This window comes from Kitasatospora sp. NPDC085464 (genome assembly GCF_044541955.1).
Lineage (GTDB): Bacteria > Actinomycetota > Actinomycetes > Streptomycetales > Streptomycetaceae > Kitasatospora.
Genome location: NZ_JBITTM010000014.1, coordinates 97,006 through 119,124, shown reverse-complemented (window position 1 = coordinate 119,124; position 22,119 = coordinate 97,006). Strand labels below are relative to the sequence as shown.

25 protein-coding genes and 1 pseudogene are annotated in these 22,119 nt (G+C 74.7%); 13 read left to right on the top strand and 13 right to left on the bottom strand.

The window, feature by feature from the left end:
• The first annotated feature begins 126 nt into the window (after nt 1-126).
• From ACIGG8_RS14915 to ACIGG8_RS14905, 3 genes are all read left to right on the top strand, one after another.
• Nucleotides 127-1,569: a hypothetical protein gene (locus ACIGG8_RS14915; protein ID WP_396548193.1), complete on the top strand. Its 1,443-nt coding sequence runs from the start codon at nt 127-129 to the stop codon at nt 1,567-1,569.
• Nucleotides 1,570-1,633: 64 nt separating this feature from the next.
• Nucleotides 1,634-2,347 carry a molybdopterin-dependent oxidoreductase gene (locus ACIGG8_RS14910; protein WP_396548191.1) on the top strand — a complete coding sequence of 238 codons (714 nt, stop codon included), beginning with the start codon at nt 1,634-1,636 and terminating at the stop codon, nt 2,345-2,347.
• Nucleotides 2,331-3,059 (top strand): cytochrome b/b6 domain-containing protein, encoded by a 729-nt coding sequence (locus ACIGG8_RS14905; protein ID WP_396548189.1) that lies wholly within the window; start codon nt 2,331-2,333, stop codon nt 3,057-3,059. The genes ACIGG8_RS14910 and ACIGG8_RS14905 overlap by 17 nt, the downstream gene beginning before the upstream one ends.
• A gap of 18 nt (nt 3,060-3,077) precedes the next feature.
• Here the strand turns inward: ACIGG8_RS14905 and ACIGG8_RS14900 are convergent, their stop codons facing one another.
• The 3 genes and pseudogenes from ACIGG8_RS14900 to ACIGG8_RS14890 all read right to left on the bottom strand — a co-directional run.
• Nucleotides 3,078-3,746 carry an SAM-dependent methyltransferase gene (locus ACIGG8_RS14900; protein ID WP_396548188.1) on the bottom strand — a complete coding sequence of 223 codons (669 nt, stop codon included), beginning with the start codon at nt 3,744-3,746 and terminating at the stop codon, nt 3,078-3,080.
• Nucleotides 3,743-4,270, bottom strand: coding sequence for a DUF2064 domain-containing protein (locus tag ACIGG8_RS14895; RefSeq protein ID WP_396548281.1), 528 nt, complete (start codon nt 4,268-4,270; stop codon nt 3,743-3,745). The genes ACIGG8_RS14900 and ACIGG8_RS14895 overlap by 4 nt, the downstream gene beginning before the upstream one ends.
• A gap of 99 nt (nt 4,271-4,369) precedes the next feature.
• Nucleotides 4,370-5,098: pseudogene (locus tag ACIGG8_RS14890) on the bottom strand (glycosyltransferase family 2 protein); the annotation flags it as partial.
• A 215-nt stretch (nt 5,099-5,313) separates the two neighbouring features.
• Here ACIGG8_RS14890 and ACIGG8_RS14885 point away from each other — a divergent pair.
• Nucleotides 5,314-6,069, top strand: coding sequence for a response regulator transcription factor (locus ACIGG8_RS14885; RefSeq protein ID WP_350520796.1), 756 nt, complete (start codon nt 5,314-5,316; stop codon nt 6,067-6,069).
• Nucleotides 6,066-7,202, top strand: a complete 1,137-nt coding sequence (locus ACIGG8_RS14880) for a sensor histidine kinase (protein ID WP_396548186.1) — start codon at nt 6,066-6,068, stop codon at nt 7,200-7,202. The genes ACIGG8_RS14885 and ACIGG8_RS14880 overlap by 4 nt, the downstream gene beginning before the upstream one ends.
• 91 nt (nt 7,203-7,293) lie before the next feature.
• Here ACIGG8_RS14880 and ACIGG8_RS14875 read toward each other — a convergent pair whose 3' ends face one another.
• Nucleotides 7,294-8,349, bottom strand: a complete 1,056-nt coding sequence (locus ACIGG8_RS14875) for an NAD-dependent epimerase/dehydratase family protein (protein WP_396548184.1) — start codon at nt 8,347-8,349, stop codon at nt 7,294-7,296.
• 234 nt (nt 8,350-8,583) lie between these two features.
• On the opposite strand from ACIGG8_RS14875, the gene ACIGG8_RS14870 reads away from it, so the two are divergent.
• Nucleotides 8,584-8,880 (top strand): hypothetical protein, encoded by a 297-nt coding sequence (locus ACIGG8_RS14870; RefSeq protein ID WP_396548182.1) that lies wholly within the window; start codon nt 8,584-8,586, stop codon nt 8,878-8,880.
• Nucleotides 8,881-8,990: 110 nt separating this feature from the next.
• On the opposite strand, the gene ACIGG8_RS14865 is transcribed toward ACIGG8_RS14870, so the two are convergent.
• The gene (locus tag ACIGG8_RS14865) at nt 8,991-9,122 is read right to left on the bottom strand and encodes a hypothetical protein (RefSeq protein WP_396548180.1); all 132 of its coding nucleotides are present in this window, start codon (nt 9,120-9,122) and stop codon (nt 8,991-8,993) included.
• Between the two features lie 11 nt (nt 9,123-9,133).
• Nucleotides 9,134-10,045: a LysR family transcriptional regulator ArgP gene (locus ACIGG8_RS14860; protein ID WP_350520801.1), complete on the bottom strand. Its 912-nt coding sequence runs from the start codon at nt 10,043-10,045 to the stop codon at nt 9,134-9,136.
• Between the two features lie 67 nt (nt 10,046-10,112).
• Between ACIGG8_RS14860 and ACIGG8_RS14855 the strand changes: the two genes are divergently transcribed.
• Complete coding sequence (locus ACIGG8_RS14855; RefSeq protein WP_396548178.1) at nt 10,113-10,724, top strand: LysE/ArgO family amino acid transporter; 612 nt, start codon at nt 10,113-10,115, stop codon at nt 10,722-10,724.
• A gap of 60 nt (nt 10,725-10,784) precedes the next feature.
• Here the strand turns inward: ACIGG8_RS14855 and ACIGG8_RS14850 are convergent, their stop codons facing one another.
• Complete coding sequence (locus ACIGG8_RS14850; RefSeq protein WP_396548176.1) at nt 10,785-11,639, bottom strand: helix-turn-helix transcriptional regulator; 855 nt, start codon at nt 11,637-11,639, stop codon at nt 10,785-10,787.
• 163 nt (nt 11,640-11,802) lie between these two features.
• Between ACIGG8_RS14850 and ACIGG8_RS14845 the strand changes: the two genes are divergently transcribed.
• A complete protein-coding gene (locus tag ACIGG8_RS14845; protein WP_396548175.1) occupies nt 11,803-12,174 on the top strand; it encodes a VOC family protein in 372 nt (123 codons plus the stop codon).
• Between the two features lie 183 nt (nt 12,175-12,357).
• On the top strand, nt 12,358-12,993 hold the full coding sequence (locus tag ACIGG8_RS14840) for a hypothetical protein (protein ID WP_396548174.1): 636 nt from the start codon (nt 12,358-12,360) through the stop codon (nt 12,991-12,993).
• A gap of 49 nt (nt 12,994-13,042) precedes the next feature.
• Here ACIGG8_RS14840 and ACIGG8_RS14835 read toward each other — a convergent pair whose 3' ends face one another.
• From ACIGG8_RS14835 to ACIGG8_RS14825, 3 genes are all read right to left on the bottom strand, one after another.
• The gene (locus ACIGG8_RS14835; RefSeq protein WP_396548173.1) at nt 13,043-13,480 is read right to left on the bottom strand and encodes a hypothetical protein; all 438 of its coding nucleotides are present in this window, start codon (nt 13,478-13,480) and stop codon (nt 13,043-13,045) included.
• Between the two features lie 81 nt (nt 13,481-13,561).
• A complete protein-coding gene (locus ACIGG8_RS14830) occupies nt 13,562-13,753 on the bottom strand; it encodes a hypothetical protein (RefSeq protein ID WP_396548172.1) in 192 nt (63 codons plus the stop codon).
• A gap of 353 nt (nt 13,754-14,106) precedes the next feature.
• On the bottom strand, nt 14,107-15,159 hold the full coding sequence (locus ACIGG8_RS14825) for a medium chain dehydrogenase/reductase family protein (protein ID WP_396548170.1): 1,053 nt from the start codon (nt 15,157-15,159) through the stop codon (nt 14,107-14,109).
• 121 nt (nt 15,160-15,280) lie between these two features.
• On the opposite strand from ACIGG8_RS14825, the gene ACIGG8_RS14820 reads away from it, so the two are divergent.
• Nucleotides 15,281-15,937, top strand: a complete 657-nt coding sequence (locus ACIGG8_RS14820) for a TetR/AcrR family transcriptional regulator (RefSeq protein ID WP_396548168.1) — start codon at nt 15,281-15,283, stop codon at nt 15,935-15,937.
• A 258-nt stretch (nt 15,938-16,195) separates the two neighbouring features.
• Here the strand turns inward: ACIGG8_RS14820 and ACIGG8_RS14815 are convergent, their stop codons facing one another.
• Together ACIGG8_RS14815 and ACIGG8_RS14810 are read right to left on the bottom strand one after the other, a co-directional pair.
• On the bottom strand, nt 16,196-17,581 hold the full coding sequence (locus ACIGG8_RS14815) for a histidine-type phosphatase (RefSeq protein ID WP_396548166.1): 1,386 nt from the start codon (nt 17,579-17,581) through the stop codon (nt 16,196-16,198).
• Nucleotides 17,582-17,930: 349 nt separating this feature from the next.
• Entirely contained in the window at nt 17,931-18,914 is a 984-nt protein-coding gene (locus ACIGG8_RS14810; RefSeq protein WP_396548165.1) for a DMT family transporter, read from the bottom strand.
• 261 nt (nt 18,915-19,175) lie between these two features.
• Between ACIGG8_RS14810 and ACIGG8_RS14805 the strand changes: the two genes are divergently transcribed.
• Both ACIGG8_RS14805 and ACIGG8_RS14800 read left to right on the top strand, forming a co-directional pair.
• Entirely contained in the window at nt 19,176-20,012 is an 837-nt protein-coding gene (locus tag ACIGG8_RS14805) for an alpha/beta fold hydrolase (RefSeq protein WP_396548163.1), read from the top strand.
• 1 nt (nt 20,013) lies between these two features.
• Nucleotides 20,014-20,175, top strand: a complete 162-nt coding sequence (locus ACIGG8_RS14800) for an SUKH-4 family immunity protein (protein WP_396548280.1) — start codon at nt 20,014-20,016, stop codon at nt 20,173-20,175.
• A gap of 41 nt (nt 20,176-20,216) precedes the next feature.
• Here ACIGG8_RS14800 and ACIGG8_RS14795 read toward each other — a convergent pair whose 3' ends face one another.
• Nucleotides 20,217-20,915, bottom strand: a complete 699-nt coding sequence (locus tag ACIGG8_RS14795) for a TetR/AcrR family transcriptional regulator (RefSeq protein ID WP_396548161.1) — start codon at nt 20,913-20,915, stop codon at nt 20,217-20,219.
• Between the two features lie 173 nt (nt 20,916-21,088).
• Here ACIGG8_RS14795 and ACIGG8_RS14790 point away from each other — a divergent pair, with 173 nt between their 5' ends.
• Nucleotides 21,089-22,099 carry a hypothetical protein gene (locus ACIGG8_RS14790; protein WP_396548278.1) on the top strand — a complete coding sequence of 337 codons (1,011 nt, stop codon included), beginning with the start codon at nt 21,089-21,091 and terminating at the stop codon, nt 22,097-22,099.
• Nucleotides 22,100-22,119: the final 20 nt, after the last annotated feature.

Here is a 22,119-nt window from a genome sequence, read left to right as displayed (position 1 = left end):
TTCGGTTTCCACCCGTCCATCGAAGCGCCCCGGGACCGCCGACCGGTGCTCCGACGTGCTTACGGAATCCGAACGTCGCAGGCGCCACCGGGGGTTGGGAGGCGGGCCGGTGGGAGGGTGGGCGACGTGATCTCCCGTACCGTCCTGCGCTGTCTCCTCGCCCTTGCCGCCCTGGTCACCGCCCTGGCGCTGACCGTCGCCCGCAGCGGCGCCCTCCCGCTCCCCGGCTGGTACCTCCTCGACGTCGCCCTGTTCGCCGCCGCCGTGCTGCTGCTGCGCGAGGTGCCCGGCGACCGGGTCGTGCCGCTGGTCCTGGCCGGTGGCGTCGCCGTGGCCGCCGTCGGACTGCTGGCGCCGCCGCGGACCAGCGACGACGCCTACCGCTACGTCTGGGACGGCCGGGTCCAGGCCGCCGGGATCTCGCCCTACACCCACACTCCGGACGATCCGGCGCTGGCGCGGCTGCGCGATCCGGGGCTCTTCCCGGAGGGGGACGGGTGCACGGGCTGGGACGAGCGGCGCACGGCGGCCGGGGACTGCACCCGGATCAACCGGCCGGCCGTGCACACCGTCTACCCGCCGGTGGCGCAGGCGTGGTTCGCCGCGGTGCACCCGTTCGGCGGCGGGGTGCGCGGGGTGCAGGTCGGCGGGGCGGTGCTGGCGGTGGCGACCACCGGGCTCCTGCTGCGGGTGGGGCGGGAGAAGTGGCGGGCCGCGCTGTGGGGGTGGTTCCCCGGCGTGACGGTGTGGGCGGTCAACGACGCGCACGTGGACACGCTCGGCGTGCTGCTCACGGTCGCCGGGCTCGGCTGCGCGGCGCGCGGGCGGGCGCTCGGCGGGGACGGGCCGACGCTCGATGCGGGCCGGCGGACGCTCCGCGGGGGCGGGCAGGCGCTGCCCGGGGACGGGCAGGCGCTCCGCGCGCGCGGCCGGGCGCTCCGCGCGGGGCTGCTGCTGGGCGGCGCCGTCGCGGCCAAGCTGCTGCCGGCCCTGGCCCTGCCGGGGGCGCTGTCGGGTCTGCTGGCCCGACGCCCGACCCGCGACGACGTCCTGCTCGTCGGATCCGCGCTCGGAGCCTTCGCCCTGTCCTACCTCCCCTACGTGGCGGCCTCGGGCACCTCTGTCCTGGGCTACCTGCCGGGCTACCTGCGGGAGGAGGGCTACGAACAGGGACACATCGACCGGTTCGGACTGCTCCGGCTGCTGCTGCCCGACCCCCTCCTGCCCTGGGCGGCGGCCCTGGTCCTCACGGCGGTGGTGGTCCTGGTCCTGCGCCGGGGAGACCCGCACCGGCCGTGGGCCGGCGCGCTCCTGGTGACGGGCACGGCGCTGCTGCTCGTCGCCCCCTCCTACCCCTGGTACGGGCTGCTGGTGGTCGCACTGGTCGCACTCGACGGCCGCTGGGAGTGGCTGGCCGTCCCGGCCGCCGGGCAGGCGCTCTACCTGACGGGAGGCCAGACGGCGCAGCAGCTCTCCTACGGGGCGGCCCTGTGCGTCGTCCTCCTGGTCCCGCTGCTGCGGCAGCGCCACGCCGGACGGGCGTCCGTGGCGGTGGGCGCCGAGAAGTGACGGAAGTCTGACGAACCGGCGCCGGCCCTGTCCGTCCCGCCGCCCGGCTGGTCGAATCGGTGGCGTGAACGAACAGATCGAAGAGGGCCGGGGGACACCCGTCGGCCGCAGGGTGGTGCTGGGGCTGCTCGGGCTCGGCGCGGCCGGAGTCGCGGCCGGTCCGTACCTCCAGCGGGCGCAGGAGGCCGTGGCCGGCAAGGACCCGACGGGCCTCACCGGCCTGCTGCCCGGCGGCAGTGGCTTCCGGTACTACTCCGTGGTCGCCTCGGTTCCGACCCGGGGCCCGGACACGTACACCCTGACGGTGGACGGCCTGGTGGACCGCCCCGGGAGCTACCGCCTGGCCGACCTCCAGGCGATGCCGCAGCGCCGGATCGTGCGGGACGTCCAGTGCGTGACCGGGTGGCGGGTGCCGGACACCCCGTTCGAGGGCGTGCCGCTGGCCCACCTGCTCGATGCCGCCGGGGTCAGGGCGGGCGCCGGCGCGGTGCGGTTCAGCTGCTTCGACGGCGAGTACACCGAGAGCCTCACCCTGGAACAGGCCCGACGTGACGACGTGGTGGTCGCGCTCAAGCTCCAGGACGCCCCGATCACGCACACCCACGGCGGCCCGGTGCGGCTGTACGTGGCGCCGATGTACTTCTACAAGTCGGCCAAGTGGCTGTCCGGGATCACCGTGACCCGCACCGTGGAGCCGGGCTACTGGGAGCAGAACGGCTACGACATCGATGCCTGGGTCGGCCGCTCGAACGGACGTGACGATGCACCGACCGCCTGACCGCGTGCTCCGCTTCAGCCGCGCCGAACGCTGGGTGCACCGCGCCACCGCCGCCCTGATGCTGACCTGCCTGGCCACCGCCGCCTGCCTCTACCTCGCGCCGCTGGCCGAGCTGGTCGGGCGCCGGCGGCTCGTCGTCACCGTGCACGTGTGGTGCGGCCTGGCACTGCCGGTACCCCTGCTGCTCGGGCTGGCCTTCCGGGCGGTCCGGGCGGACGTGTCGAGGCTGAGCCGTTTCCATCCGGTGGACCGGGCCTGGCTGCGCGCCGTACGTCGGCGTTCAGAGCACCGTCCGGCGGGGAAGTTCAACGCCGGGCAGAAGCTCTACGCGCAGTGGACGCTCGGTGCGATGCTGGTGCTCCTCGGTACGGGCCTGGCGATGTGGCTCACCCACCTGGCACCGGCGACGTGGCGGACGGGCGCGACCTTCGTCCACGACTGGCTCGCCGCGGCCGTCGCCGTGGTCACCGTCGGGCACGTCCGGATGGCCCTGCGGGACCCGGAGTCCCGGCGCGGTATGCGGACCGGGCTGGTCGACCGGCGCTGGGCCGAGCGGGAGCACCCCCAGTGGCCGCACGAGGATCCCGCGGCGGTACGGGAGGAGCCGGCGGTGCGGGAGGAGCCGGCGGTGCGGGAGGAGCCGGCGGTGCGGGAGGAGCCGGCGGTGCGGCAGAGGCAGCCTGCGCAGGAGAAGCAAGCCGTACGGGAGTAGCACCGGCGGCGCGCCCCGTCAGCGGGGGCGGACCGCCTTCCGGAAGGCGAGGAAGTGGCGGCCGTGGGAGGTCCAGCGCTCGGTCTCGACGAGCCCCGCCCGGTCGGCGCGCCGGGCGGTGGCCGTCGCACCGCAGCGGGCCCAGTCGAAGGGCGGTCCGACCCGTCCGTCCGCGCCTTCGACCCGGACGGTGGCCCGTTCGTCGACCTCCTCCGGCTCCACCTCGACCAGCAACACGCCGTCCGGGGCGAGCAGTTCGGCGCTCCGGGCGAGCAACCGCCCGGGGTCGCCGCCGATGCCGAGGTTGCCGTCGGCGAGCAGCGCACCACCCCACCGGCCCTCGGCGGGCAGCCGGTCGAAGACCGACCGGCGCAGGGCGGGCCCGCCGAGACTGCGGGTCCGGGCCACCGCCGCTCCGGTGACGTCGACGCCCAGAGCCGGTACGCCCAGGCCGAGCAGGGCCGCGACGAGGCGTCCGGGGCCGCAGCCGAGGTCCACCACCGGCGCGGTCAGCCGGGTGCAGCGCACCAGCAGCCCGTGGTCCGCCCCGGCGGCGGGTGCGCACCAGCGTGCGACGTCCAGCGGGATCCGGCGGCCGTCCTCGCGCCGGAGCCACAGCGGGCCCCGGCCGACGCGGACGGCCTCGGCGAACGGGTCGTCCACCCACGCCTCGGTGGCGACGGTCACCCGGTCACCTCCTGCGCGGTCGCGATCGACCGGAGGCAGGCCGCGAACCTGCTCTCCGGGGCCTCGGCGGCGACGTGCCGCGCGTCCTCGATGGTGTCCACGTCGGTGACCAGCGGGAGTCGGCCGACCGTCAGGCCCTCCGCCGCCAGCCGGTCGAGCAGGGCCCGTCCGGTGTCCGGCGTGGACATCGGCACGCCCGGCAGCAGCCGCCCGGCCAGCCGCTCGGTCGGCTTCGCCAGCCCGAGCGCCCAGAACCCGCCGTCGTCGGCCGGCCCGTACCAGGCGTCGACGCCCGTACGCCGGGCGGGCGACAGGGCCTCGGCAAGGAGTGCGGCGTCCAGCTGCGGGGTGTCCATGCCCACCAGCAGGGCGGGCGCGTCCGGCGCGGTCCGCGCGGCGTGCGCGAAGGCGGCCGCGAGCCGGACGTCCAGCCCACCGTCCGACTGCGGCACGACGTCCCAGCCGGGCGGCAGCCAGGGGCCGACGTCACCGTCCAGGACGAGCAGCCGCCGTCCGGCCGGCATCCGGGAGAGGGCCGTGAGGGTGTCGGTGAGTGCGGCCCCGGCCAGCGCCGCCGCCTGCTCGGGCGTGCACGGCGGGGTGAGCCGGGTCTTGACGCGCCCCGGGACCGGCGACTTGGCGATCACCAGGAGGGTCGGCGGCGGCGCGGCCAGGACGGCGCGCATGTCGCGGACGGCCTGCCGGGTGCCGCGCACGGTACCGGTGACCTTGGAACGACCCGTGCGCGGCAGGTAGTCGACGGGCGTCTCGGCGATCCGCATCCCGGCCGCCGACGCGGCGAGCACCATCTCCAGGGGGTAGCCGGAGCGGCGGTCGCCCAGGCCCAGCGCCAGCAGCCGGTCACGGCGGGCGGCCCGCATCGGGCCGAGGTCGTGCAGCGCTGCTCCCGTCCTCGCCCGCAACCGGCGGGCCAGCGCGGCATTGGCCAGGCGGGCGTGCAGCGGCCACGCCCCGCGGGCCGCGGGGCGGCGCCGGCCGAGCACCAGGTCCGCGGAGCCCGCGAGGACGGGCGCGGCGACGCGCGGCAGCTGGGCGGGATCCAGCGAGCCGTCGCAGTCCATGAAGCAGACCAGCTCGGCGGTCGCGGCCAGCAGCCCGGCGTGGCAGGCGGCGCCGAAGCCGCGCCGCGGCTCCTCGACGACCGTCGCGCCCAGCGAGCGCGCCAGGTCGGCCGAGCCGTCACGGGAGCCGTTGTCGACGACGATCGCGCGCCAGCCGACGGGCAGCCGGCCCAGCACCCAGGGCAGGGCCCCGGCCTCGTCGAGGCACGGCAGGACCACATCGACGGGCGGCGACGAGGGAGAAGGAGGGGAGGGAGTCGGAGAGATCACGTCGGCCACGCTAAGCGCGGGCGGGCCCGTGGCGGCCGAACCGCGCCCTTACGAAAGTCCTACGTCGTCCCGCCGTCCCGTCGTCCCGCTGTCCCCCGTCCCGTCGTCCTGTCGTCCGCAGGGGCGGCGGTCCGCAGGCGCCGCGATCTTACGGAACACGAACGTCGACCCCGGCGGGACACCCCGCCCCGGCCACGGCTCGTATCCTCGGCGAGGTGAACGACAGCCCCGCCTCCGCCGCGTCACCGGACCCGGCCCGCATCCTGGTGATCGACGACGACCTCACGGTCGGCGAGGTCGTCGCCGGCTACCTCACCCGGGCCGGCCACCTGGTCGACCGGGCCTGCGACGGCCGCCAGGGCCTGGACCTGGCCCGCGCCCACCGCCCCGACCTCCTGGTCCTGGATCTCATGCTCCCGGGGATCGACGGACTGGAGATCCTGCGCAGGCTGCGCGCCTCCGAGGACGGCGCCGACCTCCCGGTCGTCCTGCTCACCGCCAAGGGCGACGAGGCCGACCGCATCCTCGGCCTGGAACTGGGCGCGGACGACTACGTCACCAAGCCCTTCAGCCCGCGCGAACTCGTCCTGCGCGTCCAGTCCGTCCTGCGCCGCTCGCGCGCCGCCGCGCCGACGGCGTCGGCCCTCGCACCGCTGGCGTCCGGGGACGTCACCCTGGACCCGCAGGCCCGCCGGGCGCACCGGGGAGGGAACGAACTCCTCCTCACGCTGCGGGAGTTCGACCTGCTCGCGTTCTTCCTCCGGCACCCCCGGGCGGTCTTCTCCCGCCAGGAGCTGATGCAGCGGGTCTGGGGCTGGGACTTCGGCGACCTGTCCACCGTCACCGTCCACGTGCGCCGGCTGCGCGAGAAGATCGAGGACGACCCCGCCGCACCGACGCTGATCACCACGGTCTGGGGCGTCGGCTACCGCTACGACCCCGTGACGGACGAGAAGGACGGCCCCGCGTGAAGGACCTGCTGCTGATCGCCCTGTTCGCGGGGCTCGGCGCCACCGGCGCCGGCCTGCTCGGCTGGGTCGCCGTACGGCTGCTGCGCCGCCGCTCGATGGCCCTCTCGCTCTTCTGCGTCGCCGCCGTCACCGTGCTCGCCGTCACCTCCGGGACGTTCGCCGTCGCCCAGGCGATGTTCCTGTCCGGACACGACCTCGGCGTGGTGATCACGGTCCTCGGCATGGCGTCCGTGGTCTCGCTGCTCACGGCCGCCCTGCTCGGACGCCAGGTCGTGGCCGGCAGCCGCGCCCTGACCGAGGCCGCCCGCACCGTCGGGAGCGACGCCGGATTCACCGCCCCCGCGCATCCCCTCGGGCTCGAACTGGCCCAGCTGAGCGAGGAGCTCGCCGCCACCAGTGCCCGGCTCGCCGAGTCGCGTGCCCGGGAGCAGGCGCTGGACGCCTCGCGGCGCGAGCTGATCGCCTGGATCTCCCACGACCTGCGTACGCCGCTCGCCGGGCTGCGCGCGATGGCCGAGGCCCTGGAGGACGGGGTGGTCGACGAGCCGGAGCACTACCTCGGGCGGATCCGCACCGAGGTGGAGCGGCTCACCGGGATGGTCGACGACCTCTTCGAGCTCTCCCGCATCCAGGCCGGCGCGCTGTCCCTCTCGGTGTCCCGGGTGTCCGTCTACGACCTGGTCGACGACGCACTGGCCGGCGCCCATCCGCTGGCCCGCCAGCGCGGCGTCCGCCTGGAAGGCGGTCAGGTCGCCGCCGAACCGGTCGAGGTGGACAGCCGCGAGATCACCCGGGTCCTGGGCAACCTCCTCGTCAACGCGATCCGGTCGACGCCCGCGGACGGCGTCGTCGCCGTCTCGGCCCGCCGGGAGGTCGACGAGGTCGTCCTATCGGTCACCGACGGCTGCGGGGGCATCCCGGAGCAGGACCTCCACCGCGTGTTCGAGACCGGCTGGCGCGGCAGCACCGCCCGGACGCCGCGGCGCGATCCCGGTGAGGGCGGGGACAGCGGAGCCGGCCTCGGGCTGGCCATCGTCCGCGGCATCGTCGAGGCTCACGCCGGCCGCGCCGGGGTGCGCAACGTCGCCGGGGGCTGCTGCTTCGAGATCGCGCTCCCGGCGGCTCGCGGGTAGCGGGTAGCGGGGGCACGCGAGGGGCCGGGCACCTGGGTGCTCGGCCCCTCGCGTGCTCCGGGCCCGGGCCCGGGCCCGGGCCCCCGGCCCCTCAGGCGCGCAGCGGTGCGGCGGCGAACTCGGCCATCCCCGCCCCGAACGGCACCCGGGCCCGCCAGCCCAGCTCGTCACGCAGCCGGGAGGAGTCGGCGGTGATGTGCCGGACGTCCCCGAGCCGGTACTGCCCGGTCACCACCGGGGCCGGCCCACCGTAGGCGTCGGCCAGCGCCCGGGCCATCTCGCCGACCGTGCGCACCTCCCCGCTGCCGACGTTGTACGCCCGGGCCCGGCCCGGGAGGCGGCCGCGGACGTCCTCCAGGGCGGCCAGGTTCGCCGCCGCGACGTCGTCGACGTGCACGAAGTCCCGGCGCTGGCCGCCGTCCTCGAACACCCGGGGAGCCTCGCCACGGGCGAGCCGCGAGCGGAACAGCGAGGCCACTCCGGCGTACGGGGTGTCGCGCGGCATGCCCGGGCCGTAGACGTTGTGGTAACGCAGTGTCAGGACCGACCCGTCGCAGGCGCGGGCCCAGGCGGCGGCCAGGTGCTCCTGGGCGAGCTTGGTCGCGGCGTACACGTTGCGGGGGTCGCCCGGTGCGGCCTCGTCCACCAGTCCCGGCCGGAGCGGGGCCCCGCACACCGGGCAGGGCGGTTCGAACCGGCCGGCATCGAGGTCGTCCGGACGCCGTGGTCCGGGCGCCACGCACCCGTGCTCCGGACACGTGTACCGGCCCTCGCCGTAGACCACCATCGATCCGGCCAGGACCAGGCTCCGCACCCCCGTACGGGCCATCGCGGACAGCAGCACGGCCGTACCGAGGTCGTTGCAGCCGACGTACTCGGGCGCGTCGTCGAGGTCGAGCCCGAGGCCGACCACGGCCGCCTGGTGGCAGACCGCGTCCACCCCGGCCAGCGCCCCTCGCACCGCCGACACGTCCCGGACGTCGCCGTGCCGGAACTCGACGCCGCCCGGCAGCTCGGGCACCGCCCCCGACGGGTGGACCGCGGGCAGGAGCGCGTCCAGCACGCGGACCTCGTGGCCCGCCGTGACCAGGGCACGCACGACGGCCGAACCGATGAACCCGGCGCCGCCGGTGACCAGAATCCTCATGTCCCGGGACGCTACCCGCCGGGCCCCACCGCGGACCGCCAAGGCGGCAGGGTGTCAGCGATCCGTAAGACGACCGCGCCGGTCGGGTGGGGTCGGCCCGGGGAACCAGGGGTCGGCCCGGGGAACCGGGGGTCGGCCCGGGGAACCGGGGGTCGGCCCGGGGAACCACGGCCCGCGTCACCGAGTCCCCCACGGAGGACGGCAGTTCGGGTTCGACGTCGAGAGGGGGCGGGGATGCGGGACAGGCGGCCGACCGACCGGGAGCTGCGGCAGATCTTCCGCGCGGAACTGGAGCGCGTGCTCGCGGGCGGGGGCCCGCGCTCCTGCTCCGGGCTGGACAACGACACGGACAAGGCGCTCTGGGCGATCGCCTCGGCGGAGCGCGCCGACCGCGAGGCGCTGGCGCCGGCCGCCTACCGGGCCTTCGCCGGTCAGCTGGACGGCAGCAACGCGGCCCGCTGGAAGGAGGACCTGCGGCGCAGGTTCGAGGAGCACGCGCAGCGGCGGCAGGCTCCCGGAGGAGCGCCCTGAGCGCTCGCAGGAGCGCTCACGGGGGCGCTCAGGCGCGGTGCCGGTCCGGGGGGCGTCCGGCCGGGCCCTCGGGACGCCGTCTCAGACGGTGACCCGGGGTCGTTCCGCGCTCAGGTGGTCCACCGCGGTCCGGTCGGCGTGCCGGGCGAGCAGCTTCCGCCGGAGACGGCGTCGTAGGAGTCGACGGCCGGGTTGACCCGCGGCAGGGCGCCCTGCCGGAGGGCACGTGCACTGTCGCGCACGGCTCGCGCCGCTACCGCAGGGCACGCGCCGCTTCCGCCGCGACGGCCGCGGCGACGGCTGCCAGTGCGGGCGAGTCGAGGCGCCACTGCTGCCAGTAGAGCGGGACCTCGACCGTACGGCGTGGGAGGAAGCGGACCAGCGCGCCGCTGCGCAGCCGGGGCTCGGCCTGGCTGCGCGGGACGAGGCCCCAGCCGAGGCCGGCCGCGACGGCGTCGGCGAAGCCCTCACTGGACGGGACGTAGTGCCGCCGGAAGCTCGCTCCCCGACCGCCCGTCAGATCGCGGGCGAAGGTGTCCTGCAGCTCGTCACGGCGGTCGAAGCAGACCACCGGGGCGTCCGGGAGCAGCAGGGCCGCGTCGCCGTCGAGCCAGCGGGCGACGAACTGCGGCGCGGCCACCGGCAGGAAGACCATCGCACCGAGCCGCTGCACCGAGCAGCCCGCCACCGGCTGGGGCGTGGAGGTGACCGCGGCCATCACCTCGCCGGCGCGCAGCATGGCGGTGGTGTGCGCCTCGTCCTCGCGGCGCAGGTCGACGTGGATGCGCGCGTCCTGCGCGAGGGAGGCCAGTGCGGGCACGAACCAGGTCGCCAGTGAGTCCGCGTTGACCGCGATCGGCAGCCAGGAGGCACCCGAGGGCCCGGCGTCCTCGGTGCCCCCGGGCATCCCGAGTTCGTCGAGCGCGTCGCCCTCCAACCGGTCGAGCTGACGGGCGTAGCGCACCACGACCTGCCCCGACTCGGTCGCCTTGACCGGCCGCGAGCGGGTCAGCAGGACCCGCCCGGTGCGCTGCTCCAGTGCCTTGATCCGCTGGCTCACCGCCGAGGGCGTCACGTGCAGGGCCGCCGCGGCGGCGTCGAAGGTGCCCTCGTCGACGACCGCGAGCAGGGTCCGGACCAGGTCGTGGGGCAGCTCAGCCTTCATGACAGCTAAGGATACGTAAAAATGTTTAGCTGGCCTTGTGATGTGCCGATTGCCTACGGTGTCGGCCATGGGAAGCACGTTCACCGCCACGGCCGCAGGTTTCGGGGCCGGTCTGTCACTCATCGTCGCCATCGGGGGGCAGAACGCCTTCGTCCTGCGCCAGGGCGTCCGCCGGGAGGCGGTCCTGCCGGTGGTCGCGATCTGCGCGACCTCCGACGCCGTACTGATCGCCTGCGGCGTCGGCGGGCTCGGCGCGCTGATCACGGCGTGGCCGGCGGCGCTGACGGCGGTGCGCGCGGTCGGCGTCGTCTTCCTGTTCTGCTACGCGGTGATCGCCGCGCGCCGCGCCTTCCGGGCCTCCAGCCTGGAGGCCGGCGGACCGACCGTCCACTCCGGGCGCCGCGCGGTGCTCACCTGCCTCGCGATGACCTGGCTCAACCCGCACGTCTACCTCGACACGGTGCTCCTGCTCGGCGCCATCGCCGCCACCCACGGCACACTGCGCTGGGAGTTCGCGCTCGGCGCCGCACTGGCCAGCGTGTGCTGGTTCACTGCGCTGGGCTTCGGCGCCCGTCTGCTCACCGGCTTCTTCCGCCGCGCCTCCTCGTGGCGCGTCCTGGACGCCCTCGTCGCGACGACGATGCTGTTCACCGGCCTGTCGCTGGCCGCGGGCGCCTGACAGCGTCTCCGCTGCGCGCGCGTCGCACGCGGTCAGGTGCGCGCAGTCGGTCGCACGCGGTCAGACGCCCGCGGCAGCCAGGAGCCGGCGCAGCCTCGCCGGGGTGTGGCCCAGGTACTGGCGCATGGTCCGGGTCAGATGGGCCTGGTCGGCGTAGCCGAGTTCGGCGGCGAGGGCGCCGAGGCCCTTCTCGCCGGCCTCCAGGCGGTCGAGCGCTCGGCCGATCCGGACACGGTGGCGGTAGCGGGTCACCGAGACGCCGAGCTCGCGGGGGAACGCCCGGCTCAGGCGGTACGGCGAGACACCGAGCAACTCGGCCAGCGGGAGCAGCGCGTTCGAGGCCGGGTGTCCTTCGACGATCGCCTCGCGGGCGGCCGCCACCAGGCGCCGGTCGTGTTCGGGCGACGCGCGGCCGAGCGGGGTCGGTCCGGCCGCGGTACGGCCGATGGCCGTCGAGAGCAGGGTCAGCAGTTCCTCGGCGAGCGCGTAGTCGACGTCGCCCGAGCGGGCGGTGGCGATGAGGCGCCGGTGGGCCAGGTCGAGCCGCGGGTCGACGTAGAGCGCCTGCCCGGCTCGTCCGGCTCCGGCACCCACGCCCGTACCGGCACCGGCACGGTGACCCTCACCGGCCAGGGAGCGCCACAGCTCCGGCGTGACGCTGATCGCGGTGCAGTGGTCGCCGCCGTCGGGGTGGGCGAAGCTCTCCTCCTCGCCCGGCACGCCCACGTAGGCCACCGTCGCGTCGAGGTCGGCGGCGACGCCGGCGGCTCTCCGGCGGAACCGGCCGCGGCGCACCAGCACCACGCGGTAGTCGCTGCGGACTTCCGGCGCCGACCACCGGGTGTGGTCGGCGCGGCAGGCCACCGCGCTGATGCCGAAGTCGGGCCGGGTGGCGAGGGGAACGGCTGTGAGCACGTCGCCGACGCTACCCGGCGGGTCTGACAAACCCCCGGCCCCCGCAAGGATGTTCAAGACCGGGACCGGCCGTGACGGGCACGCTGACGGAGTGCGAGGGGCCGGGCCGGAAGGCCAGGACCGCTCGCGCCCCATTCAGTTCGGATACCGAGGAGTCATCGGCATGCCCGTTCTCAAGCAGCTCAGCACGATCGTCATCGACTGCGCCGATCCGGTCGCGCTCGCCGCGTTCTACCAGAAGGCCACCGGGTGGGAGATCACCCACAGCGACCAGGACTTCGCCTCGCTCGGCGACGGCACCCCGGTCCGACTCGCCTTCGTCCGGGTCGACGGCTACCGGGCGCCGGGCTGGCCCGGCGGCGCCGCGCACGTGCACCTCGACTTCACCGTCGCCGACGTGCACCGCGCGGCCGAGGAACTGCTCGCCTTCGGTGCGTCCCGGCCGGAGTTCCAGCCGGGTGAGGACGAGTGGATCGTCCTCACGGACCCCGAGGGCCACCCGTTCTGCCTCACCCCCGTCACCGGCGACGCATGAGCCCGTCCGGAGAGGAGAGCGGATTCTGATCCCGTCCGCCCTCGTCCAGGCCTGAAGGCCTACGGCCTGCGCCTGCGGCCTTCGGTCGTGCGCCGGGCTCGCGTGCCGTACCCCGGCCGCGAGCCCGCGCCGGGTCGGCCCGGGGAGGGGTGGATGTCAGGGACGGGTACTACCGTCCCGGGCATGGGATTCACCAGTATCTGGGCGATCAGCAGCCACCAGGACGCCTTCATCGCCGACCTCGCACCCCGGCTGCTGCCCGCGATGGAAGCGGACCGCACCGAGCCCCACGTCCAACGGCGATGGAAGTGGTGGCAGCAGGCTCCGCTGCCCGACCACCGTACGTGGTACGGCAGTTCGGGGCACCCGGCGGCGGATGACGCTGCCGTCCGGTCGTTCCTGGACCTCACCGTCCCGGGGCGTCACGTCGACGACCTGTGCTCCGGCACCGTCGATCCGGACTTCTCCGCCATCGAGAACGTGTGGACGGACCGTTCGGACGAGAATATCTTCGTCTCGGTCAATTCCAAGGACTACGCGGTCCAGTCGTTCTTCCATGCCATCGGCCCGGCCCGCGCCGCGCTCCTGCCGGGCTGGTGCGGCAACTTCCTCCTCACCTCGGCCGAGGTCCGCCGGACCCTGCCCGACGTGGAGCGCGCCCTCACCTTCACCGACACGGAACGCGCCGCTGCGGACGCCCGGAACTGGCTGGGCTACCTCCCCCGAGAGGAGTGCGTCCTGGACGGCCCGCTGCGGCTGTGGCGCAGCGCCGCCGCGAGCGGTCTCGGCCTGTGCGGGCTGGCCGTTCACATCTCCTGACCTGCCGCCGGCGCCGGAGGTTCGGCGACGCGGCCGCGCGGCGACTTCGTCAGTCGCCACCCAGCAGATCGCGCAGTCCCTCCTCGAAGTCCGGGAGCGCGTACCGCTCCGTGCCGCGGCCCGGCACTTCGAGCTTCTTCAGCTGCCCGCCGACGACGTGGGACACCAGGGGTGCGGGCAGCGCCTCCGGCCAGAGGCCGGTCCGCTTCCCTTCGGAGAGCACCCGGCGGAATGCCCCGGTGGATCCCCGGAGGCTCCGACCGTTCGCCTTCAACTCGTCCGCAGCACACTCGCCGTCGCCTTCGACGACCTGGAGCAGGATCTGCTGCGCACGGGGCGGCAGACGCTCGTAGTACGAACGGGCCCGTTCCGGAGTCCAGCGCTCGTCGGCCACGGCGGTCACGACGGCGGCCGGCATGGCGGCCAGGGCAAGCAGCTTCTCCAGCGCCTCGGGGGTCGGATTCTCCACGGTGATCGTGATCTTCATGGCGGACACAGTGGCAGCTCGAAGCATTGAGCACAAATAACCTCGCAAACGCGCTGCAGACAAGAAGCGGTCGGCGCGGCGTCAGGATCGGTCGTCTTCGAACAGCGGGTCGAGCGGCTCGCCGTCGTACCCGACGACGAGGCACGTCGCCGCGACCGGCCCCCGGGACAGCTCGGCGAGCCGGGCGAGGGCCGCCGCCTCGGAGGGCAGCGCGGCGGGATCGAGACCGAGCACCCGGGCCGCGCGCTCGCGCCGCCGGTCAAGGTCGGGCACGTCCTCCCGGTAGTCGTCGGCGACAGCGCGGAGCCCGTCGGCCGTCCGCCCGGGGGCATCCCGCCACCACGGTGCCACGAGACACAGCTCCACCAACCGGTACCGCCGCCTGCGGTCGTGGATCCGTTCACCCGGCCACCGTAACCGAGGGCACCGGCAACGCCACCGGCGGCCGTAGCGGCAACGGCAGAGGCATCGGCAGCGGCAGCGGCCTCGGCAGCGATCATTGCGGCGGCCTGCCACCGGATCGCCTCGCCCGGGAGCGGCGGGCTCCCCCATCGGTGGGCGAACGCCGCCCGCGCCCGGGGGGAGATCGGCCCGGGCTGGCGGCGGGTGGCGGCCAGTCACCCGGGTCACTCGCCGGGGACGATGACGACCTTGCCGGTGACCGTGCGGGACTCGGCGAGTTCCAGGGCGGCGGCCGCGTCGGCGAGGGGGATGCGGGCGGCGATCTGCGGGGTGAGGACGCCGTCGGCGAGCAGGCGGAGCACCTGGGTGAGGTCCTCGCTGAGGCGGCGGCGGAAGGTCGCGGGGCGGCGCCGGCCGGCCCAGATGTTGAAGAAGTGCGCGCTCCGGCCGTTGGGCAGGTAGTTCCAGAGGAGGAGCCGCGCGAAGACCTTCAGGACGGGCAGTCGCGAGTTGCCCGTCTCGTCCTTGGTCGCGGCGGTGCCGTAGGACACGAGCGTTCCGCCGCGGCGCAGCAGCTGCCAGGACTGCACCAGGCCGGGGCCGCCGACGTGGTCGAACACCGCGTCGACGCCCTGCGGCGCGAGCCGGCGGATCCGGGCGTACATGTCCGGGTCGCGGTAGTCGACGGGGGTGGCGCCGAGGACGCGGACGGCGTCGTGGTGGCGCGCGGAGGCGGTGCCGATCACGGTGATGCCGGCGTGCCGGGCCAGCTGGACGAGGGTGGAGCCGACGCCGCCGTTGGCGCCCAGGACGACGACGGTGCCGCCGGGGCGGACGGCGGCGAGGCGGTGCAGCATCTGCCAGGCCGTGATGCCGTTGACGACCACGGTCTCCGCCGCGTCCGCGGCCACGCCGTCCGGGACCGGCACCAGGTCCGCGGCCTCGATCAACAGGTGGCTGGCCCAGGAGCCGGTCTTGGTGACCGCGGCGAACCGGCGGCCGGTCAGCGCCGGGTCCACTCCGGGGCCGGTGGCGGTGACCGTGCCGACGACGTCGTAGCCGGGCACGAAGGGGAAGGGCGGCTGGTCGTAGTACTTGCCGCGGCGCATCTGCTGTTCGGCGAACGAGACGCCGGTCGCGTCCATCCGCAGGACGACCTGGCCGGTGGCGGGAGCGGGCAGCGGGCGGGTGCGGACCTGCAGGCCGTTCGGCTCGACCACGCCGGGCAGGACGACCTCGGTCGCGACGGTGGTGGAGGTGGAAGTGGTGCCGGTCATGGCGGGCTCCTCGGGGCGGGACGGGCTGTCGGCCGTTGTGCCTACGGCCGTAAAGTTACACACGTAAGACTACGGCCGCAAGGCTTCACGCCCGTAAGCTTCACGGCGTAAGGTGACAGGCGTGAACGAAACCAGCACAACGGAAACGGCCGCACCCAAACCGGCCCGTGCGCGCAACCGCCGCGGCGAGGGCGGGCGCCTGCGCGAAGAGATCATCACGGCCGCGGTCGCGCTCCTCGACGAGAACGGCGACGAGCGCGCCATCACCCTGCGGTCGGTCGCCCGGCGGGTCGGGATCGCCGCCCCGTCCATCTACCCGCACTTCCCCGACCAGCCGGCCATCCTCCTGGCCGTGGTGCAACGCGAGTTCGCCGAACTGGAGCGCCATCTGCGCGCCGCCGCCCAGGACACCGAGGGCGACCCCCGGCAGCGGCTGCGCGCGCTCTGCGACGCCTACCTGGACTACGCCCGGACGAACCCCGGGCGGTACCGGACCATGTTCGGTGGCCTCTGGACACCGACCCTCGGCGAGAGCTCCATCACCGAGGCGGACCTGACCGCGCTCGGCGCGGAAGCCCTGGAGGTCTTCGCCACGGCCATCGGCGACTGCGTCGCCGCAGGTCAGGCCACCAGTACCGACCTGTCCAGCGACGCGGTCGCGCTGTGGCTGGGCCTGCACGGCCTCGCCCACCAGCGCGCGGTCACCCGCGCCTTTCCCTGGCCGGCGGACATCGCCGACCGGCTCGTCTCCGGCCTCGCGCACCTGAAGGACGGGTAGCACGGCACCCCGGCGCGTGCGGGGTGGGGGCGTGTCGCGCGGCCACCCCGCACGCACCGCCGAGCCGCCCGCTCCGCCGCACCGCACGCACCGCCGCCCCGTGACCTCGGCGTCCCGTGACCTCGGCGTCCAAGGCCCCGGGGCGACCTGCGCACCTGTCACAAGGCAGGTCCCCTGAGGACCGATCCGCACACCCGCCGAACGCACCTCCGGCCGGGGCCGTACAGGGCACGGACCCGGCCGGAGGCCCCGAGGGCGTCAGCCGTGCACGAGGCAGTGCTTCAGCTCGTCGAGCTCGTAGAAGTAACTACCCTTGGCGACCGGCTCGCAGGACGACGCGAAGGCCGTCTCCTTCTCGTTGTAGAGCATGCGCACCAGGTAGGTGGCCGGCCGCCCCTCGGAGGTCGTGTTCGCGAACAGGTCCCACTGGATGTTCGCGGCCATCGGCGAGACCTCCGCTCCGCGCCACGGGTTGTTCCCGTACGCGTACGGCTGCCCGGGTTCGGCGGGCTCGGTGCTGCCGGGCAGTCCCATCAGAGCCGCGAGCGGTTCGATCTCCTCGGCGTGGGTGAAGCGCAGCACCGCGCCGTTGCCGTTGGTGCCGTCGGCCTTGGCCTGGGCCTGGGCGAGGAGGTCGTCGAGGAGGACCCCGGCCATCCGGTAGGTGATCGTGCGTCCGCTGAACGCGGGGCCCTTCTGGTAGAACTCCTCGGCGTCGTCGAGGTAGGCGAGCCATTGGGCGTCGCGGCGGGCCAGGAACGGGGTGAGGTCCACGTCCGGCGCCTCGACGTTCAGGTCGGGCGCCGCGCTGTAGAGCTGGTACAGCGAACGGGCGAAGGCGACCTGCTCCGCGCCGGACAGCGCAGCGGCGAAGTCGTCCCGGAACAGGCGCGCCACGACCCGGTGCGCCGTTTCGGCGGTGCGCGGGTCACCGTCGATCCCGGCGAGGACCTCGGCCAGCTGCGGATCACTCTTCACGTACGCCTGGTAGTCGGCGTTCTGCGGCTGCTTGTGGAAGTACAGCAGGTTCTTGTCGGTGACCGGCGCCTTGATCAGGCCCGCCAGTGCCGGGTCGCCGGAGGCCAGAGCGCCGGTGAACGCATCAGCGCTCGCCACGGTGCGCGCCACCCCCGACGTCTCCACCGCGATGGGCTCGTGCCGGGCGGCGATGTCCGCGAACAGGCTCGGCAACCGCTGCTCCAGGCGCAGCGCGGTCTGCCGGTGCTCCTCCGCTCCGCGGGCGGAGAGGTTGCCGTAGCCGAGCGCGGCGGCCACGGTCAGCAGCGACTGCACCTGCGGGCCCAGCTGCGCACCGAGGCCGGTGAGGGCGCCCCGGTCCTGCGCCTTGCGCAGGACGGCGAGCACGGCGTCGCCGTCGCCGCTGTCCGTCATGGCGCGGGAGCCGTGGCGGGCGACGTTCTCGGTGAAGACCGGCACGAAGCCCTTCGGTGCCTTCTGGTAGTGGCCGGGCCTGCCCTGCGGGGCGTACGGGGTCTTGGTCCCGTAGACGTCGCGCCCGGCGTGCGACGGACCGGTGTGCGACGGACCGGACCGATCCCGCGCGGAGGCGGTGCCGGCGGTGAACAGCACGCCGGCGGCGAGGCAGACGGTCATGGTGGCGGACAGGGGGGCGGTGCGCTTCACGGCGGCCCTTCGGGTCGGGGCGGGCTACCTGTCGGTAGCTGTGGTCTGCCGCAAGGTGGCATGGCCACGCAAAGCCCTGCCGACGCCGCGTCATGGCCCCGGTGAAGGACGGCTGAACGCTCACCACCGGACCGCCGGACCGGTGCGCGGCCGCCGGGTCGCCTCGGGGCGCGTGCGCGCGGTGCGCCGGAACCGTCGGCCCCGGCGCACCGCATCGCCCTCATCCCGCCGGGCGAGCGGTCAACGCTGACCGGTCAGCGGTCGGCAACCGGTCAGCGAGCGCTGGACAGCTGTTCGACGCCCAGTCGATGCCCGGTCGATGCCCGGTCGATGCCCGGTCGATGCCCGGTCAGAAGTTCGCCTCCCGCCGCGATTCGGCGACCGCGAGGCCGGCGATGGCCGTGAGCATCAGCACCGTGCCGACGACCGTGGCCGCGGTGAGCCGCTCGCCGAGGAGCAGGACGGCGAGCACCGCCGCGCCGACCGGCTCGATGAGCATCACCACCGACGCCGTGGCAGCCCGGACGGCACCCGCCCCCACGAAGTACAGCGGGTAGGCGACCGCCGTCGTCACGGTGGCGACGTAGAGCATCAGCAGCACGACCTGGCCCGGGTGGGCGGTGTGCGGCATCAGGCCCTCGGCACAGGCGAAGGGCAGCAGGACCGCCGCGCCGACGGCGAAGGACCCCACCGTGAGGGTGTACGGGTCCTCGCCGTCGCCGTGCCGTCCGGTCCACCGGCCGAGGACGTTGGACACGGTGAACCCGGCGGCGGACAGCAGGGCCATCCCCACGCCGACGGGGTGGACGACGGCGGTCCCGTTGCCCAGCACCAGGACGGCGAGGCCGGTCAGCGCGCCGTCGACCGCGAGCAGTCCGGCGGGCCCGGTGCGCTCGCCCAGGAACAGGCGCCCGGCCGCCGCCGTGAGCACCGGGGCCGCCCCGAGCGTGACGATGGTGCCGACCGCGAGCCCGGTGTCCTGCACGGCGGCGAAGTAGGCGGTCTGAAAGACCGCCAGGCCGATGCCGGTGCCCGTGAACAGCAGCACGCGGCGGCCCGAGGGCCACGGAGTCCGGCGCGCTCCGCGGGCGGGCCGCACGGCACGAGCCGGCCGGAGGGCCCGGGCGGGCCGCACGGCGCGGGCCGCCAGCAGCAGCGCCACGCCGGTCAGGAGCCGCCAGAACGAGACGGCCACGGGTCCGAAGTCACTGGACCGGTAGACGATGTCCACGGCGGCTCCGGTGGTGCCCCAGGTGAGGCCGGCGAACGCCAGGCAGGCGAGGCCGCGGCGCACGGAGCGTGACGCCGTCGTGGTGGCAGGGGTCGGTGCCACAGCAGTTTTCGACACGGAGGAATCTCCAGACGGAGCAGATGGTCGTGGTCTCGCGTCTGCGGGGCACGACCGATCAGCGCGTACCGGCCCACGGCCGACCTACGCGCCGGTGTCGACGGCGACCCGCCTCAGAGGGCGGGCGGCGAGAGAACTGCTGCGAAAGACATGGTCCCCACCGTACGCCACCCGGGCGGAGCCCCCTGTGCGACTCCGGGCGCTGTACCCTTCCCGTCGAGAAGTCACGGGGGGCGAGGGGCGCCGATGGAGCACGCGGCCGAGCACGGGACCGAACATGGAACCGAGCACAGGACAGAACACGCGACGGCGCCCGACGGGGTCCGGATCGCCTACCAGGTCCGAGGCGCGGGGGCGCCGCTCGTCCTGCTGGCCGGCCAGGCGAACAACCACCACTGGTGGGACGGGGTGCGCGACGACTTCCACGCCGCCCGCAGCACCGTCACCCTCGACTACCGCGGCACGGGCGGGAGCGACAAGCCCGACCGGCCCTACAGCACCGAGGGCTTCGCGCGGGACGTGATCGCCGTGCTCGACGAACTCGGCGTCGACCGGGCCGACGTCTACGGCACGTCCATGGGCGGGCGCGTGGCCCAGCAGCTCGCCGCCCGCCACCCCGAACGGGTGGGCGCCCTGGTGCTCGGCTGCACCTCCCCCGGAGGCCCGCACGGCGTCGCACGCGACAACGATGTGCGCAGGTCACTGGCGCAACCCGAACCGGCGGCCGCCCGGCAGGCCCTCCTGGAACTCATGTACACCCCGGACTGGCTCGCGGACCATCCGGGCCCCCACCGGACGCTCGGTGACCCGGGCATGCCCGCCCATGCCCGGCGCCACCACCTGGCGGCCAGCAACCGGCACGACGCGTGGGACCTCCTGCCGCGCATCGGCGCACCCACCCTCGTCGTGCACGGAACCGACGACCGGCTCAACCCCACGGCCAACGCGCCCCTGCTCGCCGACCGGATCCCCGGCGCCCGACTGCACCTGGTCCCCGGCGCACGGCACGCCTACTTCGAGGAGTTCCGCGCCCTCGCGAGCCCGCTCGTCCTGGACTTCCTCACCACCGCGCGGCCGGCCTGAGATCCGGACCGGCCGGAGCGAGGACGACGCAGCCTACGAGGACTACGCCGCCGACCTCCTGGTCCGGGCCCGGCAACAGGATCCGGCCGCGTTCAGCGACGAGGACGGTTGGTGGTCCCGGGTGTTCGAGGAGGTCGAGCTGGGCGTGCTGGGCCCCGAATGACGGGACCGACTCTCACTTCTTGAGCCACCGACTCGTCGCCGTCAGGGCCGGGCGCCTCGCTCGGCGGCGTCGAACGCGGGGGCGAGCGGGGCCAGTGCGGCCCGCAGCTGGTCGGGCAGTGCGCCGGTGGGGACGACCAACCCTCCGGTGCCGAGAGTCCCGGCGGACTCCGCCGCCTCCGCTGCCTCTGCGGTCCCGGCGGTCCCGGTCGGCCGGAGCCAGCCTTCCAGCGCGATGCGTACCGCCACGGCCACGCTCGCCGCGAGGACGCGGGCCGTGTGCACTCCCGTGTCACCGAGGCGTTCGGCGATCACCGCCGTGAGCGGGGCCTCGATGCCGGCGGTGGTGTCGAGGAACGCTTCGCGCAGCGCGGTCCGGGCGGTGATCAGCAGCAGCGCCCGGGGTTCGAGCTCGCCGGTGGTCGTGTACTGCTCGACCACGGCTTCGGTGACGGCGTCGGCCAGGCGCACGCCCGCGGGCCGGGCCGCGACCGCCGACGCGATCCTCACCTCCCGGTCCGAGGTGACGGCGGAGACGATCGCCTGCTCGCGGCTGGCGAAGTAGTTGTTGTAGGTGCGCGGTGAGACCCCGGCGGCCTCGGCGATGTCCTCGACCCGCACCTGGTCCGGTCCGCGCTCCACGGCCAGGCGCAGGGCCGCTTCGCGTAGCGCCGTGCGCGTGGCCTGCTTCTTCCGCTCCCGCAGCCCTGCCGGTGGTGGTGCTGGTGGTGGTGTCGTCACGGGTGCCAGCATCCCACACTGATTGCGCGCACGCACTCTTACGCACGCGCAATCTTGCGTGCAAGCAATCTTGCGTGTGCGCAATTTTTCTGTCAGCCTCGACCCGACCGACGCCCCAGCCGACGCCCGGCCGGGGCCCCGACGGAGAGGACGACACCGTGCGAGCACGAGGAATGACCTACGACACCGGATTCGTCGTTCACGGCCGGACATCCCGCGAACACGTCGACCCCGCCGTGGTCCGGCGCGAACTCGCGATCATCCGCGACGACCTGCACTGCAACGCGGTCCAGATCATCGGCGGCGACCCGGACCGACTGGAGTCGGCCGCCCGCGCCGCCGCGGAGCTCGGCCTGGAGGTCTGGTTCTCGCCCTATCCGCTGGAACTGGACCCGGAACGGATCCTCGCGCTCCTCCGCGACTGCGCGGAGCGCGCGGAACGGCTCCGACAGCAGGGGGCCACGGTCGTGTTCGTCGCAGGGGTCGAGCTGAGCGTGATGAACCGCGGGTTCCTGCCCGGCGGGAGCCCCGAGGAACGGGTCGAGCAGCTGATGGGCCGACCCGAGCGGCGGGCGGACGCGATGCGCGAGCTCGGCGTGCGCCTCAACGCGTTCCTCCGCGAGGCCGCGGCCACGGTCCGCGAGCGCTTCGGGGGCAGGCTCACCTATGCCTCCATCCAGTTCGAGCAGGTCGACTGGGCCCCCTTCGACATCGCGACGTTCGAGCTGCTCCGCTCCGCCGAGGTCGCCGACCGGTTCCGGGAGGCGGTGCGCATCCTGGCGCAGGGGCCGAAGCCGCTCGCCATCACCGGGTTCGGCACCGCTGCCTACCGCGGCGCGGGAGACCGCGGCGGGCGAGTACTGGAGGTGGTCGAGCACGACCCGGAGACCAAGGCACCCACCCGACTGAACGGCGTCTACGAGCGCGACGAGGCCGGCCAGGCGACTTACCTGAGCGAACTGCTGGAGATCTTCCAGACCGAGGGCGTGGACAGCGCGTTCGTCTTCCTCTTCGCCCTGCCCGGTTACCCGCACCGCCCGGACGGCGATCCCAGGGACGATCTGGACCGGGCCGGCCTCGGCATCGTCAAACTCCTCGAAGGACGCCGGGGGCAGACCTATCCCGACATGGCATGGGAACCCAAGGCCGCCTTCGCAGCAGTGGCACAGCGGTACCGGAGGTGACGCCCCGGCCGTGGACCGCG